The sequence below is a fragment of the Rhizobium sp. LjRoot98 genome (assembly GCF_964252935.1).
GTDB lineage: Bacteria > Pseudomonadota > Alphaproteobacteria > Rhizobiales > Rhizobiaceae > Pararhizobium.
Window position 1 is genome coordinate 14,314 of the sequence record NZ_CAXUPW020000014.1, and the last position, 24,473, is coordinate 38,786.

Here is a 24,473-nt window from a genome sequence, read left to right on the forward strand (position 1 = left end):
GACCGGGTCTGCGCAGCCTGCATCACATCGCTCTTTGCTGCCACGAATGAAGGCAACGCGCGCGTTCTCGGTAACCACCTTTCCGTCGAATGGTCCATCCGAGTACCGGACTTTAACTGCATCAGGCCATTCAGATTTGTTCGTGCCAGAGTAACCCTATTCTTATCCGCAATTATATATCAGTGATGCCTAAAACACAAAGCACCTGATGCGGGACCTGACCCATCAACTTTTTCGACGGGGAACTGCCAAAAAGAGAAAAGGCCGGCGAAACTCACATCAACTTCCCTCGTCACTCACGCCGCCGCCAGTACATCTGTGGTCAACATTGCAAGGAACTTTGCAAGTAACACGGCCCCGTAAATCAGGATCGGCAGCGACTGATTGTTCGAAACCCAGTCATTCGGTTTAATGATGCAGTGGCCCAATTGGTTGCGAAGCGTGCCCGAGACCTGCTAACGAATGGCCCACTCCCTCAGTCACGCATCCCGCGTTGCCAAACTCGCAAGCCCCAGAGTCCGTAATCAGCGTCAATATCGCAGACTTAAGATTCGATGGCTGCTTCAGGTGAATTACTGGCGCGGCTCAAATGCGTTAACAGCCGTCAATCACCGGAAAATGCAACGATTAGGAGCCTGTCACCAATCGTCAGGACGCTTCGGATCAACGGTTACAGCGTAGATGTGCCACTTTCCAGGAACGCCACGCAGATCCGTTTCACCACGTGTCTCGAACGCAACGCCGGAGCCAACGACGAGGTCCTTCACCGTCCCCGAGGCCACGACTTCTCCGGCATCGGCGTGAGCTAGAAGGCGCGAAGCAAGATGGACGGCTATCCCGCCCAATTCGCCACCGCGCCTTTCACACTCGCCAGTGTGTAGGGCGGCACGAATACCCAGTCCCAACATTGCCGCGCTATCGCGGATTGCGCAACCGCAACGTATAGCCTGGCTTGGCTGCTGGAAAGTGGCTAGAACGCCGTCGCCCATCGTCTTTATTTCCTTGCCATCGTAGCGAGAAAGTCCGACGCGCACCGCTTCGTCATGGCGGCGCAATAAGTCTTGCCAGCTTCGATCGCCCAGCTTGGCGGCTATGGACGTAGAGCCGACAATGTCGGTAAACAGCACAGTGAGAAGAACGCGTTCAGAGGCCGGCTGCGGGCGGATACCGGTGAGGAATTCTTCGATCTCATCCAATGTACGATCCGCGTCACCAGCCCAGATCACGTGGTCATCACCTTGCAGTTCTACCCATTTTGCCCCCGGTATCCGATCGGCGAGATAGCGGCCTTCTTCGACCTGCACCCAGCGATCGCCAGTTCTGTGAAGGACGAGCGTGGGAACGTGGATGGCACTCAAGATGCCGCGAACGTCGATCTCGGTATTCCAGCGCCAGAGAGACACAGCGTCCTGCGGCGAGGCCGAGTTGCGCAGGAAACCTGCAAACCAATCGCGCGCCTCCCGGTCACCGACAAGACTTGGTGCTCCGTTACTGAGATCGAATGGTCCACCCCAGTCCCGCGCGATGACGACCAGCTCTTCCTCAACCTTCTCACGGGTCTTGCCCCAAGGGTAGTCCTCCGACCAAAGCCCTCTCGCGAAGGCCCCGTGGAGAACAAGTGCGATGGACCTCTCCGGATAAGTCGCCGCGAACAACATGCAAAGGTTGCCGCCCTCGGACGTGCCCATCAGCGCAGCTCGCTGCGAGCCAGCCGCATCCATGACTGCCTGCATGTCTTGCATGCGCTCCTCAAGAGTTGGATAACCGACGTTGCGGTCCGAGAGCCCGGTTCCGCGCTTGTCAAAGAGGATCAGCCGGGCAAAAGCGCTCAGCCGCTCGAACATGTGCACCACGGGTGGAAATGCCCAGGCGTAATCAAGATTCGACACCCAGCCTGGGACGTAGATGATATCAAGGGGCCCGTCACCGATCACTTGATAGGCGATGTTCAACTCACCACTTTTTGCATAGCGCGTACTCGGTCGCATGGCAGAAACATAGCATATTATCGTGAGGAAGGCACGACTAACGATGCTGTTTATGGTTGGTGCGGGAACGCCATCCTTCTGCTACATGATCTGGAACCGGCGCAGTCGTCGGCGGTCGCCGTCGGTTGAACGCCCGAGGAAGGTTGGCTGGCTATCGACGTCAGGAAGATATGTCGTCAATCAACTATTGGCGCAGCGGCTGACAGGCGGGTTGGGGGCCTGCATAGTGAGGCTCCCTTGTTGAAGAAGCTCGTCATGTTCCGCCCTTACCAGACGATGTTCAACTCAGGTGCGATCTGCAGCCCGAACCTCGATTTCAACCCCCAGACGCCCTCTCGCGCAGCGGGTTGGTTCGACGGCTCGAAGCGGTCGTCTCCATCAACAAGGGATGTCCCTTTAGATCGGGAAGCTTGAAGGCGATTGAGATGAAATGTTTTCTGCGCATCCTTTGAAAGGTGAAGAATCAATCATTCCGGCGCAGCTTGTCCTCCAGTTCTGTCCGCTCAGCAACAAAGAGATGATATCCCATCCGGTTGGTTTCGCTGACAAAGTCACGAAGCGCTTTGCTTGCCGCCATGGGGACAGAAATGTCGCCGAGGATCACGAGACGCATCCGGTAGTTCTGCATTTTCTGAAAAAAATGTCCCGCAAGTCTGCTGCTGAGGTCGTAAAAATCAGGTGAGAAACGATTGGCGGGCACAACAATGACATCAATTTCCTTGCCATAGGTTTGGCCCAACAGGTCCAGTGCATCTTGCTCAGTCCCGAAGACAGGGCCGTCAGTATCGACAAAAAACAAGCTGAGGCCTATACTGTTCTCTGTGCTCATGAAAACTTCCTCGGATTCTCTCTTATGCTCATTTAACCGAGAGAACAAAGCTGAACAACGGCCTTCCGCAGCGGCCGCTTGTGGTGCAAACGGGCCATATCTGAAATCCACTCCGTCGGGTTCACATCGAGCGACTGGCCCGGCTGGATTGTCGACATGACGCGAGTTACACCATCGTCAATCGATCACTCGGAACTTAGTTCTGAGAAAATTGCGCTTACTGCTCCCTGCAATGAAAGCAGGACTTTTTCCGGGGAAATAAGCGAGAACAATAATCGCTCCGGCTTGGAAAGTCCGAGAGCGCGAGGTCAGCGAATAATTGCCTTATTTCGCGCGTGATTTTGCGGTCACCAGCGGACTGCTGATCGCCGCTTAACTGAGCCTCTGACATCGCCCTATCAAATATTGCAGATGGCATAGCCTATCGCACGTCCGATAGAGCGCGGCTCTCGGCAGGAGAGGCTGCCGCAATGCCATTTTATGCAGCTGTGCGAACCTGGATGCGTTAGGTTTGCTTTCGACCAAACAGTGTTCCGGATCTGCGGAAGCATCGGTTCACGCCGCCGATCTCTCCTCTCCATCAACAAGCAATTGTTGTTCAGTAGGAGCGGCTTGAAGCGCCGCGTATCTGCCGCCGACACACCGGGAAGCGAACAAGTAACAATCAGGGGGATCGACATGCAAGCATAACTGCCCCAGACGAATTCCCTTAAATTAAGCAGTTGATCACGTGCCTACTCCGGTAATCCTGCCATCCGCAGTCCTTCGACATATTTAGCGAGGAGCGCCTTATCCCGATAGGGCGCTCGGGTCATGTATCGCTTAATCGAAAAGTCCGGATTGATTTTTAGCAATTCGGTCGCTGCGCTGCTCGCTTCGTCCAACCGCCCTAATTGTGCATATGTTGCCGCCAGTAGTCGATATGCAGGCCCTGGCTCTGTCATTTTTTCTAGAAGAGACAGCGCACCAACATAGTCACCGGAAAGATACTTGCTGGCCGCAATGTCCCACAGGTACCAGTCGGGTCGACTTGGATTGAGACGCACGGCCATTTCGCCGATCCTGATCGCGTCTTCAAGACGCCCTAAATAGCCCAACGCATCGCAATACTCGGCGAGCAGATCACAGTTGTAAGGAGCGAGTTCGCGAGCCCGATCGTAGCATCCTATGGCACGCTCAGTCTCCCCTCTCCATAAGTGGATTACGCCAAGCGCAAAATGGGCGTCGGATTCAGAGGGGTTGAGCTGCAGTGCTTTGCTCGCCCATGTGAACGCAGTGGCCAGTGCGAAGTCAATGTCGACGCTTTCATTCCATTTCAGCTTCAGCAGCTCGATCCAGGCGAGCCCCAGGTATGGGCGTGAATAATTCGGATCATCCGCGATCGCGGCAACGAACATCTTTTTCGCTATCCCGATGTCCTCCGGCCGCCGGCTCTGTTGAAGATGCTTCCCTCGCAAATAAAAGTCATAGGCCCTCAGAGCAGACACCGGTTTAGCAAGAACGCGTTGACGTTCAGCCTCTTCGATCTTGACGTTTAGCGCGGCCGGGATCGATTGAGCCAGCTCGTCCTGAATGGAGAAAACGTCGACAAGGTCGAAGTCGTATTTTTCCGCCCAGATATGTTCGCCAGAAACGTTGGTCAGGCTGGCATTCACTCGGACTCGATTGCCGAGCCGTCTGACACTGCCCTCAAGGATGTAATAGGTAGTCGATCCGATAGGGCGGGGCTCTAAACGGGGTGGTCGAACTATCACGTTCAACCGCGAGAAGCGCGACAAGGCGGTCACGACATCCTCCGCAATGCCCGCCGCAAAGTAATCCTGGTTTGGATCGCCGCCAAGGTTTGAAAACCTTGAAACATACAGGATCGTTCTGTTCGACTCGGAGCCCAGATCATTTTGTATGCAGGCCGGTGGCACTGCCAAGGCCGAACCGGGGGCATCTTTCGGTTGCGCAGTTTTGTAATCATCAAAAAGGACATTGAAGACGCGGAGCGGTCGATCGATATTCTTCAATCTCTGCTCACCTGCATCCTCGAAGCCGATATTCAGACGGTTGCCCACGGTGTCACGCATCGATGCGGATACCGCGATGCCTCCGGGCTTAGCGATCGTTTCAATGCGCGATGCAACGTTCACGCCATCACCATACACATCGTCATCTTCAAAAAGGATATCCCCTATGTTAATGCCAATCCGAAACTCAATTCGGCGATCGGGGGAAACATCCGCGTTCCTTGTCCGCATTTCTCGTTGGATTGCGACAGCGCAGGTAATTGCCTCCTCGGCGGTCCGGAACTCTGTCAGCATCCCGTCGCCGACGAGCTTGACGATCCGCCCATGATTCTGGGCGATTTTGACATCGAGGAGTTCATGTCGGTGCCGTTTGAGAGTCGACAGGGTGCCTCTCTCATCGAAGCCCATCAGGCGGCTGTATCCAACGACGTCTGACGCCATTATGACCGAGAGCTTTTGTTCCATCGGCACCCCCACGTCGATTTCGTGGCTAACCAGTATATAGCACGCCACAATTTTCGTGGCGTCATTCTTCTGCCCGCAAGGTCGTTAGAACTGGGTACCGTCATGGGCATCCCGTGCCCGCGCTCGGCATGTCAATCGGAGGCAGAGACTTGCTTGAGCGCTGAATCAGGGACTGACCTCGACCTCGAGGCTGTCGTCCGCGAAAGTCGCCGTCCGCATCGGGGCGTCGAACTTTGATTTCCTTGATAGCAATGTCGTTTCCGAGACTTTCAAAAAGCGTCAAACGAGCCGGTCATCGAATGGCTGATGCGGTTTGATGCGGAGCTGGCCCTTCCGACGGTCACGATCGCTGAGATTTACTTTCGGGATACAAAACGTAAGACCGGCTCAGCGTGCCGATCGGTTGGAACAGGGATTGCTCGACTGGCGCCATCGTTTCGCCGATCGGATTTTCGGTTTGAAGCCGCACTTGCCTACAGCGAAATTATGGGCGGCGCCGCTCTTAGGGGGCGGGGAATGTCGGCACCTGATGGAATGATCGCGGCGATTGCTCGGGTGAACGGCGGCCGCCTAGCTGCCCGTAATATCGATAATCCGCAAGCGCCGTGCTGAGACACGGCGCAGAGTCTTGGAAAAGAAATTAGGGTTCTGCGCGACAATACCGCCACTCTCGCGATCGTCATTTATAATGACGGATAATCCAACGTTATCGGACGAAATATTGAAGTGGCGGGCGGTGCGGTTTGAGGGGATTTTGCACTAAAAAACGCTCATTACGTTTCGCCCTGTGGGCAAGAATTTCGCATCCGCGCCACAGGACGAAAATCGGCTTAGCCCCATGAGCGAGATTTCTCGGAATCCGACGCTGCTCTGGCCGCCGCCGCCCCGAAATCGCTCGATAGGACGGTCAATAACTTTGTAGTCGAGGGCTATAAATTTCCTTGTGTGGCTGCTGAAAGAGAGAGAGTTATCGATGCTACCTGACCGAAACTGGATGAGCACTTTTTTTGACCGGCCTGCGCCCGTCGTCGCTGTCGATCTGATCGGTGCAGAGTTTGTCATTGCGGGCGTTGGCGGCCTGATCGTGGAAACGGAAGCCTATACCGATGAGGATCCGGCGTCCCACTCCTATAATGGTCAAACCGCTCGGAACCGGGCGATGTTCGGTCCTCCGGCGACGCTCTACATTTACCGATCCTACGGCATACACTGGTGCCTGAATTTTGTCTGTCAGGAGGGAAGCGCCGTCTTGATCCGCGCCCTGGAACCGACAACCGGGTTGGATCTTATGCGTCAGAGACGGGCGCTGGAAAGCCCTGTTTTGCTTTGTTCCGGACCTGGTCGCCTGTGCCAGGCGCTTGCCGCAACGGGTGAACTCAACGGCCGATCGCTGGCTGCGGACCCTTTTCATGTAAGCCTCCCGTCTGAGCCATGGGCGGCATCATCCGGATGTCGCATTGGTATCACCAAAGCCGCCGATGTGCGCTGGCGTTTCGGTGTTAGGGGTTCGCCATTTTTAAGCAAAAAGCTGTGAAACGACGCTCTGTACTCCATATTGTATTGGGAGTTAGCCAACGGCTGGGTTGATATAATTGCCGGGGGCGGTCGCGGGCCTAGGTGCTTATCCCGCAATGCCTGTCGGAAACCGATCGGAGACGATTTTCCGACACAGCGGGCAGGTAGCGTGGATCTTCCATTGCGGGACGGACGCGTGCCCAAATGGCCTTGGTGGGCGGATGACAAGAGTCGGTGCTGTCATTACCGAGGCGATTGTCCAGCAGTATGGACGCGAGGAGATTTTGCGCCGACTGGCATGCCCGTTCTGGTTCCAGTCTTTCGGCGCCGTCATGGGGATGGACTGGCATTCCTCCGGCATTACCACGGCGTGGTCATGTGGCTTGCTCGGAATGACGTCCCCGCGGGTCCTTTGTGACAGAAGCTCCCAGCGGCTAGGTTCCCGTTCGAGGTTCATTATCATCGGCATGGACGGAACATCCGAAGCGGCCCGCCGTTAAGTGTGCATGAAATCGCGAAAACGCCATTTGGAGGAAAAAAAGATGAAACAGGAAACACCAAAACCGGGCATCCCCGGAACCACAGATCAATCGCCGCGTTGGGAAGGACCCGAAGAAACCCGCCCGCGTGGCTACCTTCCCGCGGTAGACAACCCGGAAACCGACCGCGACGCAGCGGGAGAGAATCTGAACGATCCCGATCGCTCCAAAACCACGGACGCGGGCAAAACGGGGGGAGCTAAGTGATGTCAGGGCCTGTGAAGGACAAAGCACCCGTGAAGACAATCCACGACGATGCAAAGGGTCAGTATGCCAGAGGCCTGAAGCGCAGTAACAATAACGGGGTGGCCAGCGCAAAGCCGCGGGTCATCACGGGCTCTGATGATGCCACAGCACATAAAGCTCCTCCGGGAGCGAAACCGGTCGGCAAGGAATGGGATCTAAACTATGATAAGCGCGAGATGGAGGAAGGCGACTTCAAGGGATAGTCACGATGCAGGCTATTCCTCACGTCGCCCGCTCCTCGGGCCAACTGGGTGACGCCCTCTCACAGCACGCACGTGCTTACACGCTGGGGGCGGAGTCAGTTTCTGGATAAATGCTTGGGCTCTTGACGATCTCATCAATCATCACCAGAAAAGCCCGCCAGAGCGGGCACCTCAAATTCGCCCGCCTCCCTCCGTCCACTCTCGGGTCCTCGTCTTCGTGGAGCGTATTCTCCGATGTCAGCGATCGTCAGCATGGAGAAGGCGGATATCTCAACTTCTCGAAGCGAAGTTGGCTAGAGAATCCTCAATGATCTCATCGCCTGCCATCTTATGCCAATTCCCGCCATGCCGCTCTAAATGAACGCACTCAGTCCTTCAACGCGGAATGTCCCTCGTCGCGGATACGTTGCTCCAGTTTTTAAGTCAGCTCCGGATAGCTTTTCGATGTGCTCAAGCTGCGGCTTCATCATCGATAGAGCTTGGCTCTCGATGGCATGCGAGTTGCGTAATTCGATGACGAAATTTCTCGGTCTTGTTTGCAGCCCTCAAGCCCTTCTTGTTTCGAAGCTAACGGAGCTGGTTAATCCGACACTTGTTCCGCACAACCCGGAACTGATTTGGTTTCAGCCAGTTGAAGGACACAGAGGAGCAGACCGCATCTATGGTTGAGTTGGGCAACTGGAAGCACCTGGTATCGACATGCAGCGCCTGTTCGCTGAAGACACGCTATGGCCGTCCAGTGGATGGCCAGCGTGCTGCCGAAGGTGGTCTCCATGCCACCCTCGCTCGTGAGGAGGTGGAAACACTCGTTATCACGGGTGGTGAAACAGATGTCTGTGTCCTTGCCGCAGTGGTTGGGGCAGTTGATCTTGGGTATCGTGTTGTCTTGCTATCCTACGGAGCGTGCAGTGGGGAGGACGCTACACACGACGCATCGCTAAAACTGCTCGGCGACAGATTTTCGGTTCAGCTCGACCTCCAACCGACTGAGGAGTTCCTGAGAAATGTCTTCGGCTGATAGGATCGCGAATGACACTACACTGAGGAGCGTGTGCTTGCTATTCGCTGGTTACGCGATTGGGCAAGGATCGCTGAGGCGCCGGTATATCCGCTGGAATGTCGCCACCTGCAGGCGGCGGTCGAAATTTGAAATAGTGTTTTTGCGCTTAGTCAACAATGGCGCGGAGCTGGAACGGCCGCCCGCAGCCGAATGGATGTCGGCATTTCCTCGAGTTTGCCTATTGCCCTCTCCTAGGGTTTGACCGCGTCATTCCAACAACGCGCGAAAAATTGAACCCAGGAAAGCGCACCAGCCGCCAGCGATCCCCTTTCAACTCCTTTTCCTTTAGAAAAGAGAGGGAATCCAGCAGGGATCGAGAAAGCCCTGCTGGCGGGGGGCTTGTGAAATGAGCGCTGGCCGCCGCGGCCGGTCTTTCGTAAGGCCGGCCTTGAGCGCGAAGCCAAGGCGGCCGACAGCCAGATCGACGGTGACACAGATTTCATGATGCTGTCACAGCTCTGGACAGACGGCGAGATCGAAATCGCAGAGAAAGCGCGCGCGTTATCGCCAAGTTCGCGCGACTCGGCTGGACGAGCGTGGAACTCCCCCTTTGCCGAGGACTTTCCACCAACTGGAGAGACGCTTGCCTCTGCCGACGACCTTCTCGCGAGATCGGGCGAATGTCGCGTTCCGAAGGCAATTGAAACCGGCGGAACATTCCCGCGCGCCATTGGTTAAGGAAGGTGAAAAAGAGGAATAATCCATGAATAGCTTCAAGGACGAACGCGGCGATACGCTTTCAAGTGTGCAGACGCAGAAGATCGTGGAAGCTACGCCCGTGCAGGCGCGGCAGGGATTGCTTGGGCGACCGGTACTGATGGTGCTGATAGGTGGTCTCGTGTTGGCCGCCATCGCCTGGGCTATCGCGGGGATGTATGGAGAGGCGGTCGATAATGACGCCGTCACGGAAACGAAGCAAACCACCACGCACGGTACGAAGGCGGTGGTCACACCGACCGATCAGAAGGTCATCGACAACACTCCACCTGCTGGAGAAACCATGCAGACCTCGCCAACAGATCGAGATCCCACGGCTGAATCTGGTACGGGTGGCGATTCGCAATCGGTCGCTCCGACGGGCACCGAGAAAACCCAGTAATAAACCTCCGAAAAAACCTCCTATAGGAGTTTAAACATGACAGATCATCAGGTCGCACCAGACACTCCGGAAGAGCCAGCACCGCTCGTCGATGAAGCGCTGGCGGCGACAGACTGGAAAGCCGACAATCAGGAAGAACTCAGGGCGTTGTGGTCGGAAGTCGCCCGGTTAAGGGATTCGCTTCAGGACGCTGCGTCCGCAGCGGGCAGCCTGGCGACTGAAGAGTTCCGCGCCAAGGTGCGTTCGCAGCCGATTACGGCTGCGGTTGGAGTCGGTTTCCTAGGCTTTTTGTACGGGGTCACACGATGATCGTCACCAATCGGTCGAAAGATCGGGCCATGAAATACGTGAGGCTCGGAACAGCGCCGCGCGGTGCTAGACGAAAATCTCGTCTCCACCCGAGAAAGGGCGGAAGACACTGCGCAGCCGAAGGTCTTCTGGCGTCATGAGATTGAAAGCCTGCCGTCCCTGACAGGAATCACACTGCTTGATCCTCTTCCGACAACGTTAATTCATAAGGAGCCCTCCGATGTCGAACGCAACGAACGACCAGAGCCACCTTGGCCCTTCAACTGGAACCAGTCCGACCGAATTCGGTCAGTCTGTCGAGAGCCGTGCTCAGGTTCTGGACTCGTCAACCACTTCGGGGAAAGAGGCTGAACTCCTGAATATCTATCGCCTCGTTCCCATAGCCGAAGCCAACGACCCGCGGTGGGACAACTCGCCTTACCAGGGCCAAGTGTTGGTCGCCGCTCGGACAACGGGCGATGCGCGCATCGTTGCTGCCGAACGAGAACTTGATTTCATGGAAATCGATTCAGCTCCTGCCGAGGGCGTGACGACGAGCAACGCGAGTGCGTTCCGGTCGGAAAAACTCTATACCGTCATTGAGGTGGACCATGCGCGCCGTGATTTCCCACGCGGGGTGATCGAGGGCGAAATCAGCGTCGATACCATCAAACCGGTTCAAGTCTGACGCTCGCAGGCTCGTTTGATTCCCCGAAATGAGTTTGACATAAATAAACCTGATCGGTGAAAACGCGTTTGAATTCAAAACGATGCACCCAGAGAAAGTTATATTGCCCGCGGCGGAACTTTATCTGCAACATGCGTGTCTGACCCGGGGAGCGCCCGGCAAAGTCTAGTTCCTACTTTAAGTTTAGGGATCAAAACGGCGATGTGACGAGTGATTAGAGCTACGAATTTTCGCATCTGTTCGCCGAGTTGCGGAGGACGAGCGTGTGCAAAAGCCGCATCCCGCCCGATTCCCAGACTTGTTCACCCTCTGCGGGCCCTTTCAGCATACCCGAGGTCCCGCTTTCTAGCGATGGCGAAAACGACCGTGTGGGATTTTGTTCCCGCACACCGAAATGGCTAATTCCCGAATTGAGGGTTCTTGCGCTTACTTACTCGACCAAGCTCCTCGGCCTCAATTTGCCGAGAAAAGCACCAAGCTGCGAGGCGGCATTTGGACGACGGCCTCCTTACTGGAGAGGTTGTCCGCTTCGTTCATCTGGGCCGTCGTGAGCACAAGGGTCCAGCTACCGAACTCCGACCGCGGCATTCTGAAGGGTACAGGCCCATCGTGCGGGTTAAAAATCAATAGCAGCTCACGCCAGGCGCCTTTCGTCACTGTCATATTCTTGCAGCCGAGATGGAGACCAATCGTCGTGCTTCCTTCGTCCTGCCAGTGCTCCGGTGTCTGTTCCCCGCCGCCGGCATTGACCCAGGTGGCTGTCAGACCGTCTCGCCAGCTTTCACGGCGAAGCAGTGGCTGCTCGACGCGCAGCTTGATCAATTGTCGGACGAAATCACGCATCTCCTCAGCGCTGCCCGACAGGCCTTCCCAATGCACCCAGCTAATCTCGCTATCCTGGCAGTAGCAATTGTTGTTGCCGAGCTGGCTGCGGCCGAACTCGTCGCCGGCAAGCAGCATCGGCGTGCCATGCGAGAGTAGCAGCGTCGCGAGGAGGTTACGTTTGTGCCTGTCGCGGCTGGCGTTGATCGCCGCATTGTCGGTTGGACCTTCGGCGCCATGGTTGGAGCTGCGGTTGTCGCTGTGTCCGTCGTTGTTGTGTTCCCCGTTCGCCTCGTTGTGCTTGTCATTGTAGGAAACGAGGTCGTTGAGGGTGAAACCGTCGTGGGCGGTAATGAAGTTGACGCTGGACCAAGGCCGTCGTCCTCGCAGATCGTACATATCCGCCGATCCCATGAAGCGCGCGGCGAACTCGGGTGCGGTTCCATCCATATCCTTCCAATAGTCGCGCATGGTGTCGCGGTATTTGTCATTCCATTCCGCCCAGCCAGGCGGAAAGCCCCCGATCTGATAGCCGCCAGGCCCGATGTCCCAAGGTTCGCCCACAAGTTTGACAGTGGCTAGCACCGGGTCCTGTGTTACCGCATCGAAGAAGCCACCACGCTGGTCGAACCCCTCCGGTTCGCGGCCAAGGATAGTGCCGAGATCAAAACGAAATCCGTCGACATGCATTTCCTCGACCCAATAACGCAGCGAATCCGTGATCATCTGCAAGACGCGCGGATGCGACGTGTTGACGGTATTTCCGGTGCCAGTGTCGTTGATGTAGTAACGAGGATCGTCGGGTAGAGTCCGATAGTAGGAGAAATTGTCGATGCCCTTGAAGGACAAAGTGGGGCCCAGCTCGTTTCCTTCGGCTGTGTGGTTATAGACCACATCGAGAATGACCTCGATACCGCCGTCGTGCAGCGCGCGCACCATGTCGCGAAGGCCGTCCATGCCGCGCGGGCCATAATAGCGGCTCGCCGGCGCGAAGAATCCGAGGCTGTTGTAACCCCAATAGTTGCGCAAACCCTTGTCGATCAAATGTTTGTCATCAAGAAAGTAATGGATGGGCAGGAGCTCCACCGAGGTAATGCCAAGGGACTTCAGATAGTCGACAATCGCCTTGTCCGCGAGCCCCTCGAACGTGCCCCGAAGTTTTTCCGGAACAGCCGGATGAAGCTGGGTGAACCCTTTCACATGGGCTTCGTAAAAAATGGTCCGGGACCAGGCTATCGCGGGAGGGCGATCGGATTTCCAGTCATAGTTTTTCGATTCGACCACACGGCACTTCGGCATGGAAGCGGCGCTATCGCTTCGATTAAACGATAGGTCTTTGTCCAGGCTTCCGACGTCATAGCCAAAATGCGAATTTGACCACGTGATGTCGCCGACCAACTCGCGCGCGTAGGGATCAATGAGCAGTTTGTTGGCATTGAACCGGTGGCCGGCGGATGGATCGTAGGGTCCATGCACGCGGTATCCATAGAGCGCACCGGCCTTTAGTCCAGGCACGTAACCGTGCCAGATTTCGTTGGTGAATTCCGGCAGTTCAAGCCGTGCGGTTTCGGTCTCTCCATTTTCGTCGAATAGGCAGAGTTCCACCGATTCGGCGTGTGCGGAAAACAGCGCGAAATTGACGCCATCGGCGTCAGGGATGGCACCCAATTTCTGCCACCGTCCCGGTTGGATCTCAACAGGGCCCCTTTTCATGAATCCGCTCCCCTTTAAGTCCAGGATTTTTCCGGGTATTCCGCGTCAAATGCGTCATTTAAAGATGCTTGTCGGGTGACCGCGGTATTGTGGGGTCGCGACCACGCGCGCACCCAACAGCGGATCCGAGCGGGATATGTCTTCCAGTGACAGGATCCCGGCCAGCTGCCGGGCGCCATCGACAACAATGAACCCTTTGGGTTTGTCAGTCGATCATTGTCCGTCCTGCGCGGAGAATGCTTTATGGCACCAACAGGGCGGTGTTCCACTGGCAGGAAAGCGACGCCCGCTCCGGCCATGAGACCCGCGGCCAACTGTACAGAATAGCTCGGGGAAATCGTATAGATCGTGGCTTTCTTGACCGAGCGCACCCCGGCCAGTCCCTTATGGGCGTCCATCAGCCAGACTCCTGCCGTTGATAGAAGCGGGAACGGCTATTTCCTGAACGGTTTTCTTCGGGAAGGCAAGGTCAACTACCTGGGGCACCATTATCTGCGGTTCGCGCCGGTTGACAGGCGGTCGTGACCATTTTGGGTTTGTCGAGCTATACCAGAAGCGTTTAACGCGAGATTTCATCAACTTTCCCCTTCTTCTGCCATCTCAGGTGCTTTCCAACTTGTGAAAACGATATTAGTTCCCTTTCCCGAAACGAGCGGCGAAGGGATATGACGCCTTTGCAAATCGGCGTTAACGCGAGTCCGTGCCATCAGCTTCTCGGCGGCAGAGCCAGGTTCTAAGCACCCCGACTCTACCGGAAATCACCGATGGCTATGAAATCCAGCTACACCACTCGCTGGGACACGATCCCTTTTACCTTCAAAACGTCTACCGTTCTGTAATGTAGCGGTGCCTATCGGATGCCTCGGTGTGGCCCAATCAAGGCGACACCTCTCCAGACCAACTTGGCACTCGAGGATCGGCAGCCAAACCGCACGAGCGCGCGATCGTACACATTCAGTCCAAGCGAGACGCCATCGTCCAGGTGGCAGATCTGGGCAACCGGAGATCTCTACTGCATGACTCCAAGCTTTTAACAGCGTCTGGAATGGCCTACGGACAGAAACGACGGCCCTACACCACACCGGGCCCGGCCTCTCCAGCTATGCTTCGATGATCCATTTGCGGCAGAGCACTGTGCAGCCCCACCGCTCTGCCGTTTTTCTTTCTGTGCCTAAACAACCGGTGGTTTGAATGGCAGTACGACAGCCGTTTCGTGAGACGAATGGAAACGTTCCATCTCATCAAAAATCTCTTCGAAATCCTCGAGAACTTCCGCAGCGCGTGAAAGATCGGCTTCGAACTTAATTCTCTGGTCAACTAAAGCCCGCCGCGCAGCAATAACTTCAAACCGGTTGTAAAAGTATCCAAGGACAAAGCCGAAAGCGCAAACTGCGATCATGATGGCGAAGACGGAAACCATGGATTTATCTCATCAGGGTTCATTGGGGACATTCGAACCCTTCCGTCTGGATCTTGTTCCCTGTCGAAGCGAAAAAAGTTTCCGCTACGAAATTGCCCGTGCTCTGTCCCATTTAAGGGTGTGTTTCCGACTTAATCGCAGGAGGTTGCCATCGCGATTTCCGGCAGGAGAATGGCGATGCACGACATGTTCGACTTAGCGTTTTCTTGAATGCAGACATCTGCTCTACGGCGCGCTTTAACACATGTTGCCGAGAGGAGGTCGATGCATGGGGGACCGGGTGCCGTCCGTCACTAAACTGGCTGTCGTGAGTGTTCGTCTACTTAGCGCGGGTCTGATGATCTTCCGATATCGCCGCGTCGCAGCGAGGGAAGTTCGAAATTGTTTGCGGATAGCCTATGCTGTTATCAATTGCCGGGGCAACGCCGCCTACAGCTGATTGGCTGATCCGCCGCGATCTTTCCGTCGCCCCGTCACTGTTGGTGAGCTCAAGGCCATGCGCACACATGAGTCTCTTTCGATAGCCCGCGCCTGACCTTAGGGGCACCACGTCGAAGTGTTCCAACGGGAGAAATCACCCAACAGCCTTTCAGGCATCGATCAGACGGGCGCCACAACACTGCGTAATGGATCTAGGATCAAATAGTTCAAGCGCGATATCGCTAGACGACCGGTCATCCTGGAGCCATCTTGCTCAGGTTAGGCAACCTTTAGCATGGGACGGAGTTTTAGAATAAAAGGATAGTCCTATGTCGAACAGAAACGTTGTCGCCATCGGTGGCTCAGCTGGGGCAATCAAGCCACTAAACGCCATACTGGAGAAGCTGCCTCGAGACTTGAATGCTACGATCATCGTGGTCATTCACATACCCGCGGATAGCTCTGGCGTCCATACAGCGATCGCCTCCCGCAGCCCGTTTCCTGTAGTCATAGTGCAGGACGGGATGGCGCTGGAGTCGGGAAAAGTGTTTATAGCGCCTCCGGATCATCACCTCCTGCTGATCGGGGACGTCTTCAAACTTGGCAAGGGGCCTCGGGAAAACCTCGCGCGACCGGCTATCGATCCGCTCTTTCGTTCCGTGGCGCTTTCGGTCGGTCCAAGAGCGATCGGACTGATCCTCAGTGGAATGCTGAACGATGGCGCCTCGGGGCTATCTTCGATCAAGCGATGCGGCGGCGTTGCCTTGGTTCAAGCACCGAGTACCTCAGAAGCCGCCGCTATGCCGATAGCGGCCCTCGAAGCGACGCCGATGGACCTCAGCGCTGGCGCAGGTGAGCTTGCATCTGCGATAGCCAGGTACGTGCAAGAAGAAGCTGGTCCTGCTCGACCCGTACCTTCTGAACTGAGACTAGAGGTCGAGATTGCCGCTGGCGCTGCTTCCACGACGGGCAGCATGGGGAAACTCGGCCACCCGGTTGCATTAACGTGTCCTGATTGCGGGGGCGTCCTTTCCGAGATTGAAGGCTCCCATCCACTCCGATTTCGTTGCCAGGTCGGACACGGCTATACCGGCAAGGTATTGATGATGGAGAAGCAGAGCGCAGTGGACGAGGCGATGCGCGTGGCCCTGAGGATCGTCGAGGAGCGTGCCGAACTGATGTCTCGCATGGGACGGGACGCTCGTGCCTCTGGAAGAGAGGGGATGGCGGAAAACTTCCTTCAGAAGTCGGATGAATATCGAGCCCACGCCGATATCCTGCGGCAAGCCCTCCTGCAACTGATGGAAGGCGAGCCGGACGGCGCAGAGGAACTTGAAATTCCATCCTATGAAGGTCGTGCTGTGCTGAAGGAGGGGTAGCGGGCGGACGGAAGGCTACGCACGACGGGCGTACGATTAGGTTTGACGCCATGCGCGTTTTCTCGATACTCAAAGAGATAAATTCATATGAGCGACGCCATGACGGACGAAGAATACCTCCTGCCTGCAAACCGCAAGTTTATCCCTGTCTGTGCTATCGGCGCTTCAGCGGGAGGGGTAACCGCGCTTCAGGATTTGCTCCGCCTAGTGCCACCTGATCTCGGCCTCGCCTACGTCGTAATCCTGCATCTGTCGCCCGACGAACCGAGCGCATTGAGTGAAGTCCTGGCGCAGCATACGCGCATGCCTGTTCATCTGGTTGGTGAGTCGCCAAAGCTCAAGCCGAACTGCGTCTTCGTCATTCCGCCCGACCGTGAACTTGTTATCGACGGAGACAGCATCACAGCCCGCGGGTTTACCGAGCCGCGTGGGCAGCGCGCGCCGATCGACATGTTCTTCTGCTCTATTGCTGCTGCCCGCGGGGACGGGGTTGCGATGGTCCTGTCAGGCGCAGGCTCGGACGGCGCGCTGGGGGTCACTGCCGTCAAGGAGGCCGGCGGCGTCATTATGGTCCAGGAGCCAACAGAGGCAACTTTTTCCTCAATGCCTCAGAGCGCGATCGCAACAGGCGCCGCAGACTTTGTCGCACCAGTCGCACGTTTGGCAGAACGGTTGGCGGAGGTCGCCCATAGCAAGGAGGCGGTGCGGTCATTGGATATGATCGGCGCCGCCAATGACCTTCGCCGCATCGTCGCCTTGCTACGAACTCGTGTGGGCCACGATTTCTCAGGGTACAAGCGTGCAACGGTCATGCGCCGTGTGGTTCGCCGGATGCAGGTGTGCCGCAAGGACACGCTGGCAGATTATGCCGATCACCTTCTGACCACGCCGGAGGAGGCCCAAAACCTCTTCTCCGACCTCCTGATATCGGTGACGACGTTTTTCCGAGATGAACAGGCATTTGAGGCGCTTGCATCTCAGGTTCTGAAACCTTTGGTAGACATGGCCGACCATCATGAAGAGGAAAGCATCCGGATTTGGGTGGTTGGTTGCGCTACCGGTGAGGAGGCTTACTCCGTAGCTATGCTGTTGCATGAGGAAATGGCACGACGGAAGATGAAGGTGCCCTTCCAAATCTTTGCAACGGATCTGGATGAGACAGCATTAACGACAGCAAGGGAAGGCCGCTATCCGCGCGCTATCGAAGCTGACGTGACGCCAGAAAGGCTTGCGCGCTTCTTCATCGATGAAGGAACACACTTTCGGGTGCGAAAGGAGCTTCGCGAAAGCGTGCTGTTTGCAAAGCACAGCATTCTTAAAGAACCGCCGTTCATGCGGCTCGACCTGATCTCCTGTCGCAACCTTTTGATCTACCTCGAACGAAGCCTTCAGGCTCAGGTGTGTTCGATCTTCCATTATAGTCTGAGGCCCGGCCGCTACCTGTTTCTAGGATCGGCAGAGACAGCCGACGTCGCGACAGACTTGTTTGCCCCAGTCGACCGGCACGCACGCCTTTACAGTTCCCGACCGCAGTCGAGCCATCTCCTGCCCATCCTGCCGCAGTTCGCAGCGCCAGAGCAGGCAAACCACACAGAGCGCCCCACGCCGATTGGAACCGAACGGTCGGGGTTGCCGGCCGCCTTGCATGTTGCGGCCCTGGAGCAAAACGCGCCCGCAAGTGTACTTGTCGATGACGGGCAGAATATCCTTCACCTGTCTCCGACGGCCGGTCGCTTCCTCTTCCTCTCGGCGGGGCCCGTCTCAAGGTCGCTATCGTCCGTGGTAAAACCGGAATTGCGCCTTGATCTCAGACTGGCATTGGCCCGTGCAATCGAACAAGGCGAGCCTACCATCACTTTGCCGACCGTCGTCGCCTTCGAACAGCATCGTCGTCGCGTGTCTATGCACGTGACACCGGTGGCGACTGAAGCGCAGCGTGGCAGCCAGGCGCTCGTCTTTTTTCTCGATGGCGGCGAAGTCCGAGATGGTGAGGAGGCCGGCTCCACCGGTGAGGCGAGGCCTGACGAGGTGAGGCGCCTTTATGCCGAGCTCAAAGCAGCGCAGGAGGCTTTGCTCATCAGTCGGAACAGTCAGGAGTCTTCGATGCAGGAGCTTCGGGCGGCCAATGAAGAGCTGCAGTCGATGAACGAGGAGTACCGTTCCACAGCGGAGGAGCTGGAGACTTCGAAGGAAGAACTTCAGTCGATAAACGAAGAGCTTCATACGGTCAACGCAGAGCTGAAAAGCAAGCTGGAGAACATCTCGGCGGCCCATAGCGATCTACAGAACCTGTCGGCCGCCACCGAAATCGGCACCCTCTTCCTCGACCAAAACATGCGCATCAAGATGTTTACGTCCCCGATCGCGGACCTCTTCAACATCACCAGGCATGATATCGGACGCGCCATCACCGACTTTACCCACCAGCTCAACTATGACGACATTCGCGTCGATGCGGAAAAGGTCCTGAAGGATTTGATCCCGATCGAGCGGGAGGTCAGCAGCAAAGGAGGGCAACGATTCGCCATGCGGCTGCGACCCTACCGCACCGTGGAAGACCGCATCGACGGTACGGTCGTGAGTTTTGTCGATATATCTGAACGTGCACGCGTTGAAACCGCGTTGCGGGAAAGCGAGGAGCGCCTGCGTCAATTCGGCGAGGCATCCCAGGACGTCCTCTGGATTCGTGATGCGGAGACTATGCAGTGGGAATATCTAACGCCCGCTTTCGAAGCGATCTACGGCCTTGACCGCGAGGCGGCACTGCGTGGCGATAACATGGTAGGCTGGCTGGAGCTGATCGTCCCTGATGACCGCGAACTCGCCGCGGCTAATCTCCGGCGGGTGCGCGACGGCGAATGGATGACCTTTGAATACCGCATTCAACGGCCGGTTGATGGTGCAATACGATGGCTGCGAAACACGGACTTTCCAATCAAGGACGAAGCCGGTCGCGTCGGCCATATTGGCGGCATCGGTCATGACATCACCGAGATCAAGGAGACGGAACAGGCACTCGCGGCTGCCGAACAGAGACAGCGTGTTCTCCTTGAAGGTATCCCGCAGTTGGTGTGGCGCGCCATCGATGGCGGTCACTGGACCTGGGCAAGTCCGCAATGGACACAATATACCGGCCAGCGCGAAGAGGAGAGCCATGGACATGGGTGGCTGGAGCCGGTGCATCCCGATGACCGGGACGTTGCGAAAACAGCGTGGTCCGAGGCTTTGGCTACAGGAGGCTTCGAAGTCGAGTATCGGCTGCGTCAGAGCGAGACAGACGCCTATCGCTGGTTCCACACACGGGCAGCCTACGTACGGGACAAAAAGGGCGCGATCGTTGAGTGGCTTGGCACGTCCACGGACGTTGATGACATCCGAGGCCTGCACAAACGCCAGGAGGTGTTGGTCGCCGAACTGCAGCACAGGACCCGGAACCTTCTCGGCGTTATCCGCTCAATGGCGGACAACACGGCTCGTTCGAGCAGCGGCCTCGAAGACTTCCACGACCGTTTCAAAAACCGGCTGGAAGCCCTGGCTCGCGTCCAGGGGTTGCTATCGCGACTGAACGAGCATGATCGGGTCACCTTTGACGAACTGGTCAGGGTTGAACTCGGCGCCATGAACGGTTCCAGCGATCGCCTATCGCTTGAGGGGCCGGACGGAATCCGCTTGCGTTCATCTACAGTCCAGACCCTTGCAATGGCCTTGCACGAACTCGCCACCAATGCGGTCAAATACGGAGCCTTGGGCCAGGACGCGGCGCGGCTAAATGTTCGCTGGTCGCTGGAGGTCGATGGAAAGGGTAGCCAACCGTGGCTGCACATCGACTGGCGCGAGGAAAATGTTGCGATGCCTGCTCTGGGATCAATGCCGACTGGCACGGGGCAGGGTCGGGAACTGATCGAACGCGCGTTGCCGTATCAGCTCAAGGCGCGAACAAGCTATACGCTTGGCGACGACGGTGTGCATTGCACGATCTCGATTCCTGTTTCTAAAAGTACCGCTGCGGGTGATGACGATGGCGTGTAAGGGGCTGTCGTGTTCCGTGTCTGCAGTCCTGGAACTTCACCTTTCCCGCTTGGTTAGAGCCGGCTTTATTCGGAGATCTACATGACCGAGCCTGCCGACTTGAGGGGCAAGAAAATCCTCGTCGTGGAAGACTAATACTTTCTCGCCACCGATATTGTGCGCGCCCTGACGGCAGCAAGGGCGAACGTCCTTGGCCCATGTCCGGACGCTGAAGCGGCGCGCAATGTTCTGGCCGAAGAGATACCATCAGCCGTGCTTCTGGATATCACCTTGGCGATGGCGCGGATTTCGGGTCGCTGCCGCGTTGGTGAAGCTCAAGATTCCGTTCGTTTTCGCGACCGGTTAAGATCCGGAAGTCATTCCAGCAGAATTTTCGACCATCCCATGCCTGCAAAAGCCCCTTCGCCTCAATGAAATCATTCAGACGTTTGGAGGGGATCTCTCGGTTAAGCGTGCATCCGTTCGATGAGGTGGGTGCTGGGCTCAACGTGGGAGCGCATTCTGGATTGGCCCCAGTGCGAAGCAATTTTCTCATCAAGCGGCAATAAAGATTTCCAACCAGCAACGACAGGCCTATTGTCATCATCGATCGAGTGAGATCGGACGGCATTGGTGCCGTTAGAAGATTATACCGCTTGATGAAGACTGGGCATGTTCAAGCTCAAGGTGTCGTGAACACATGACGCAGCCGGTCATTGTTCCACGAGCAGACCCTAATTGCATTACGTCGCGTGCCGAACGCCTTTGCCAGCTTCTCAGGAAGAGATCTACAGAATCCCTAGCGACGGAGGAAAACGCCTCGCCAACGCATTGAGCACGGGAGCCTGACGAGCTGAATACAACTGGGTCTGCTTGATCGTTGCGACTGCCTGCTCCTTTGCAGGCAATCGTTCAAATGGGCGATCGACCGACACGGTGGGGGAACGGTGACGAAGCGTCACGCGAGTTTCGGGGAGGTCGGATTATCCTGTTCTTGGCACCCTCCCCAGGGCCGCTCCCTCAAGTTACTAGCTAAGTGATGTCAAGTCGTTCCAGTGACTCAGACGCAAATCGTTCGGCCAAAGGAGCGTGATTGGTGATGTTGGTGGGCCTAGCACGCTGCCGAGCAGCATTTCTTGCGATCAACCCTTGCAATTTGAAATCCTTATGGAACACAGTTGGCTGTCGGAAGTTCGATAAGGTTGGAGCTGTCGCTTTCGACCTGCCTGCCGTAATGTATCCCAGGCGGACGAACGTGGTGGAAGCACCCCACTGACGGAGACTGTCGCGAAAGGCCGAATGGAGACGGTTCATGCCCAAGGGAAATCTGGAAGGCCGCCGCATACTCGTGGTCGAAGACGAATATATCCTGGCGAGCGAGCTGTGTGATGAACTGGAACGTGAAGGAGCCATCGTTGTCGGCCCTGTCGGTCAACTGGAAAAGGCGATCGAGCTAATCGAGGCCACCGATCGGATCGACTACGCCATACTTGACGTCAATCTCGGTAACGAACCCGTTTTTCCGGTTGCTGATCTGCTTGCCAAGCGAAAAGTGCCGTTCGTCTTTGCCACCGGCTATGATGCCTCGATAATGCCGCCGAGGTTCAGGGGCGTTTCCACTTGGGGAAAGCCAATCGATCTTGGCAAGGTGAGGGCCATGATGCTGAGCGATTGATTCCGGCAGTCGTTACCGCTACAGATACCGCCAGTTTCTGAGCACAAATCGTCGAACGATTCCCCTCCACGGCACATCACCGTCTACATATTTCTTCTCGAACGCCGGGAACAAGCCACGCTGCGGGTAAGTGGCGCAATCGGAGGCTTGGGGCATAGCGGCGTCGGGATCAGGTTCGTCGGCTTTTGGGCTTGTCCGTTTTCCAGCTTGCTTTGTTCGGCGATTAGGCTGCCGTCGTCCATCCCAGCGGGCCGGTGGCTATCCTTGGGCCAACTTTGGCACCTCGTCCCAACATGCACGGCGTGCTGGCCGCTCCTCTTTCGTATCGTTTAATATTATACAGGTGAAAAACGATACCAAAAATGTGTTTGAAAATCCCCTATAATTGCATTTGATCTCTGCCCTTTCTGGGAGGGAGAATACTGCATTTCCTATACTAAAGATCTACATTGTGAGCCACTCTAGCGTCGCCATTTACTGCCGGGAGTGGCGGCTTTTTTATTGACCCTTAAAAAACCGCCTCAAACCCTGCATCCTTTTGCCCGCACCTGCGTTGTTCGGTTACCGTAAAAAGGAGCAAGTTGATCATGCGCGGAAGCAGCACAAAATCGGGCAAATGGGGCCTCTCCAGCAGGCGGAACGAACTGGAGGATTCTTTCGAGGGTCTAGAGAATGACGATGGGAACGCCCCTCGAAGTACGTCCAAAGAGGAAAAAGTTGGTCTGTCCCAAGCTGAAGAGCTTCGCCGCCTCACCGCCTACGTCGCACATCTCCGAGAACAGGTGTCGGAGGTGGAAAAATCCCGTGTTTCGGATTTTAAACCGGTCTCGCATTCCGCGGGTACCACTGTTGGCCTCGCGATTCTCGTGGGCATCACCTCTTTTAGGCTAGGTATCGTTTTGCGCCGGATGTCGCGGTTTGCATAGCTAGCCGGGCGTCTCGCCGTAGGTCGCCGCGGCGCCAGCCGCGACAATCATTTTCCATTGAATTAGCTTTTCAGCAAATTCACCGAAGGCCAAAAAACGATAGAATTGCGATGACAATCACGACGAGTCCAACGATGTAGATTATGCGGTTCATGACGGGTCCTTTCTATCTGAACGTGTCAAAACGCACAGGTGGGTTTATTGGTTCCCCGCATTTTCCGCAGTGGCTGCGTGCGACCCACTGGCTCACTAATCGCGGCCGCGTCTGTGCACGATCTCGACTTCACAGTTCCAGTTGGACCTTGTAGAGCCAAAAGCCATATCGCAGTTTCGGACTGCAATGTGCCAAGGCGGGATATGGTGTTCAGGGATCACCCGCACATATGATGACATTTGAATATATCAACTTCAAGTCATCCCCTTCCCTGCATCTTAGGCGTCACTGCGAGTCGAGACCCGGATTGGTAGCCAAGGGAATCGGTTCGCGATCCATTTCGGGAGGACGTGGACTGTCTGTGACCAAAGATGCAGCGCGTTTGCCGTTGATCTCGCGTTTTGCCTCGAACGAGTGGTCCTCGTAGCGCCCGGTGGCTTATCGTTCGGTCTCCGACAGCGAATAAGCTCGTCTTCAACAAGCTACTCCTTGTCTATCCTCCATTGAGAAACTCTTGACCAGGGAGGCCATCTCACAGCACCTCGCATCCATGCCGGCGGCCCATTCGGCTGAGGGCGGGGGGACGCATGGAAGGGCGCGCCATCATCAAATCACAGTGGGTCCGATGGTGCCGAACGGCCAATGCCGCATTAGTTTCGAGCCTGGAAGATTATTTTGATGGAGCGCAGTGCCAATTTATAAGCCTGTGGCCGGGGGCAGCCACTGGCTCGCTTCAATTGCCGGATCGGGCGCAGGAAGCGACCGACGTTGTAGGGACCGTCGGCATGCAGAAACCGCGCAGCCAGCCGATAGTTTCACCGTGTTATTATCGCTTCGGTTTCTGTTTTTCGTCAGGGCTCTTGCCGTCAGAACTCCGTGAGCGTTCTTCAACGCGCGCTGCCCCCTTGGCAAAATCCGAGCCCTTTCGAGATTCAATTTTTTTCTCCTCCCCAGCGGCACTTCTGCGCAGGCCCTTGGCAGCTTCCTTGCCTTGTTTAGTCGGAGCTTGTTCGACACCAAT

General features: G+C 56.3%; 15 protein-coding genes and 3 pseudogenes. 12 read left to right on the forward strand and 6 right to left on the reverse strand.

All coding sequences use genetic code 11. The features are described from left to right. Positions 1–638: 638 nt before the first annotated feature. The 3 genes from ACSQ3J_RS27560 to ACSQ3J_RS27570 form a co-directional block, all read right to left on the reverse strand. Positions 639–1,952 (reverse strand): adenylate/guanylate cyclase domain-containing protein, encoded by a 1,314-nt coding sequence (locus ACSQ3J_RS27560; RefSeq protein WP_244482094.1) that lies wholly within the window; start codon positions 1,950–1,952, stop codon positions 639–641. 499 nt (positions 1,953–2,451) lie between these two features. Beyond that, positions 2,452–2,817, reverse strand: a complete 366-nt coding sequence (locus ACSQ3J_RS27565; RefSeq protein WP_436040749.1) for a DUF4180 domain-containing protein — start codon at positions 2,815–2,817, stop codon at positions 2,452–2,454. Between the two features lie 734 nt (positions 2,818–3,551). Beyond that, a complete protein-coding gene (locus tag ACSQ3J_RS27570; RefSeq protein WP_060504218.1) occupies positions 3,552–5,297 on the reverse strand; it encodes a tetratricopeptide repeat protein in 1,746 nt (581 codons plus the stop codon). 217 nt (positions 5,298–5,514) lie between these two features. Between ACSQ3J_RS27570 and ACSQ3J_RS27575 the strand changes: the two are divergent. From ACSQ3J_RS27575 to ACSQ3J_RS27615, 9 genes and pseudogenes are all read left to right on the forward strand, one after another. After that, positions 5,515–5,909 (forward strand): annotated as a pseudogene (locus ACSQ3J_RS27575) (PIN domain-containing protein). Between the two features lie 382 nt (positions 5,910–6,291). Beyond that, positions 6,292–6,831, forward strand: coding sequence for a DNA-3-methyladenine glycosylase (locus ACSQ3J_RS27580; protein ID WP_082512109.1), 540 nt, complete (start codon positions 6,292–6,294; stop codon positions 6,829–6,831). A gap of 114 nt (positions 6,832–6,945) precedes the next feature. Beyond that, positions 6,946–7,183, forward strand: a pseudogene (locus ACSQ3J_RS27585) (DUF763 domain-containing protein); the annotation flags it as partial. A 171-nt stretch (positions 7,184–7,354) separates the two neighbouring features. Further along, positions 7,355–7,558: a hypothetical protein gene (locus tag ACSQ3J_RS27590; RefSeq protein ID WP_060504219.1), complete on the forward strand. Its 204-nt coding sequence runs from the start codon at positions 7,355–7,357 to the stop codon at positions 7,556–7,558. Further along, the gene (locus ACSQ3J_RS27595) at positions 7,558–7,800 is read left to right on the forward strand and encodes a hypothetical protein (protein ID WP_060504178.1); all 243 of its coding nucleotides are present in this window, start codon (positions 7,558–7,560) and stop codon (positions 7,798–7,800) included. The genes ACSQ3J_RS27590 and ACSQ3J_RS27595 overlap by 1 nt, the downstream gene beginning before the upstream one ends. 760 nt (positions 7,801–8,560) lie before the next feature. Further along, positions 8,561–8,818 (forward strand): annotated as a pseudogene (locus ACSQ3J_RS27600) (cysteine hydrolase family protein); the annotation flags it as partial. A 745-nt stretch (positions 8,819–9,563) separates the two neighbouring features. After that, on the forward strand, positions 9,564–9,959 hold the full coding sequence (locus tag ACSQ3J_RS27605) for a hypothetical protein (RefSeq protein WP_060504180.1): 396 nt from the start codon (positions 9,564–9,566) through the stop codon (positions 9,957–9,959). A gap of 36 nt (positions 9,960–9,995) precedes the next feature. After that, positions 9,996–10,268 carry a hypothetical protein gene (locus ACSQ3J_RS27610; RefSeq protein WP_060504181.1) on the forward strand — a complete coding sequence of 91 codons (273 nt, stop codon included), beginning with the start codon at positions 9,996–9,998 and terminating at the stop codon, positions 10,266–10,268. Positions 10,269–10,488: 220 nt separating this feature from the next. Further along, positions 10,489–10,935 carry a hypothetical protein gene (locus ACSQ3J_RS27615; protein WP_060504182.1) on the forward strand — a complete coding sequence of 149 codons (447 nt, stop codon included), beginning with the start codon at positions 10,489–10,491 and terminating at the stop codon, positions 10,933–10,935. 453 nt (positions 10,936–11,388) lie between these two features. Here ACSQ3J_RS27615 and glgX read toward each other — a convergent pair whose 3' ends face one another. Both glgX and ACSQ3J_RS27625 read right to left on the reverse strand, forming a co-directional pair. Beyond that, a complete protein-coding gene (gene glgX, locus ACSQ3J_RS27620) occupies positions 11,389–13,470 on the reverse strand; it encodes a glycogen debranching protein GlgX (protein ID WP_436040750.1) in 2,082 nt (693 codons plus the stop codon). A 1,171-nt stretch (positions 13,471–14,641) separates the two neighbouring features. Next, on the reverse strand, positions 14,642–14,890 hold the full coding sequence (locus ACSQ3J_RS27625; RefSeq protein WP_060504184.1) for a hypothetical protein: 249 nt from the start codon (positions 14,888–14,890) through the stop codon (positions 14,642–14,644). A 749-nt stretch (positions 14,891–15,639) separates the two neighbouring features. Between ACSQ3J_RS27625 and ACSQ3J_RS27630 the strand changes: the two genes are divergently transcribed. The 3 genes from ACSQ3J_RS27630 (at position 15,640) to ACSQ3J_RS27640 (ending at position 22,372) form a co-directional block, all read left to right on the forward strand. Further along, positions 15,640–16,689 (forward strand): chemotaxis protein CheB, encoded by a 1,050-nt coding sequence (locus ACSQ3J_RS27630; RefSeq protein WP_060504185.1) that lies wholly within the window; start codon positions 15,640–15,642, stop codon positions 16,687–16,689. Positions 16,690–16,776: 87 nt separating this feature from the next. Beyond that, positions 16,777–20,718 (forward strand): CheR family methyltransferase, encoded by a 3,942-nt coding sequence (locus ACSQ3J_RS27635; RefSeq protein ID WP_436040752.1) that lies wholly within the window; start codon positions 16,777–16,779, stop codon positions 20,716–20,718. 1,291 nt (positions 20,719–22,009) lie between these two features. Then, a complete protein-coding gene (locus ACSQ3J_RS27640; RefSeq protein WP_060504187.1) occupies positions 22,010–22,372 on the forward strand; it encodes a response regulator in 363 nt (120 codons plus the stop codon). A gap of 1,906 nt (positions 22,373–24,278) precedes the next feature. On the opposite strand, the gene ACSQ3J_RS27645 is transcribed toward ACSQ3J_RS27640, so the two are convergent. After that, positions 24,279–24,473, reverse strand: coding sequence for a hypothetical protein (locus ACSQ3J_RS27645; RefSeq protein WP_060504189.1), 195 nt, complete (start codon positions 24,471–24,473; stop codon positions 24,279–24,281).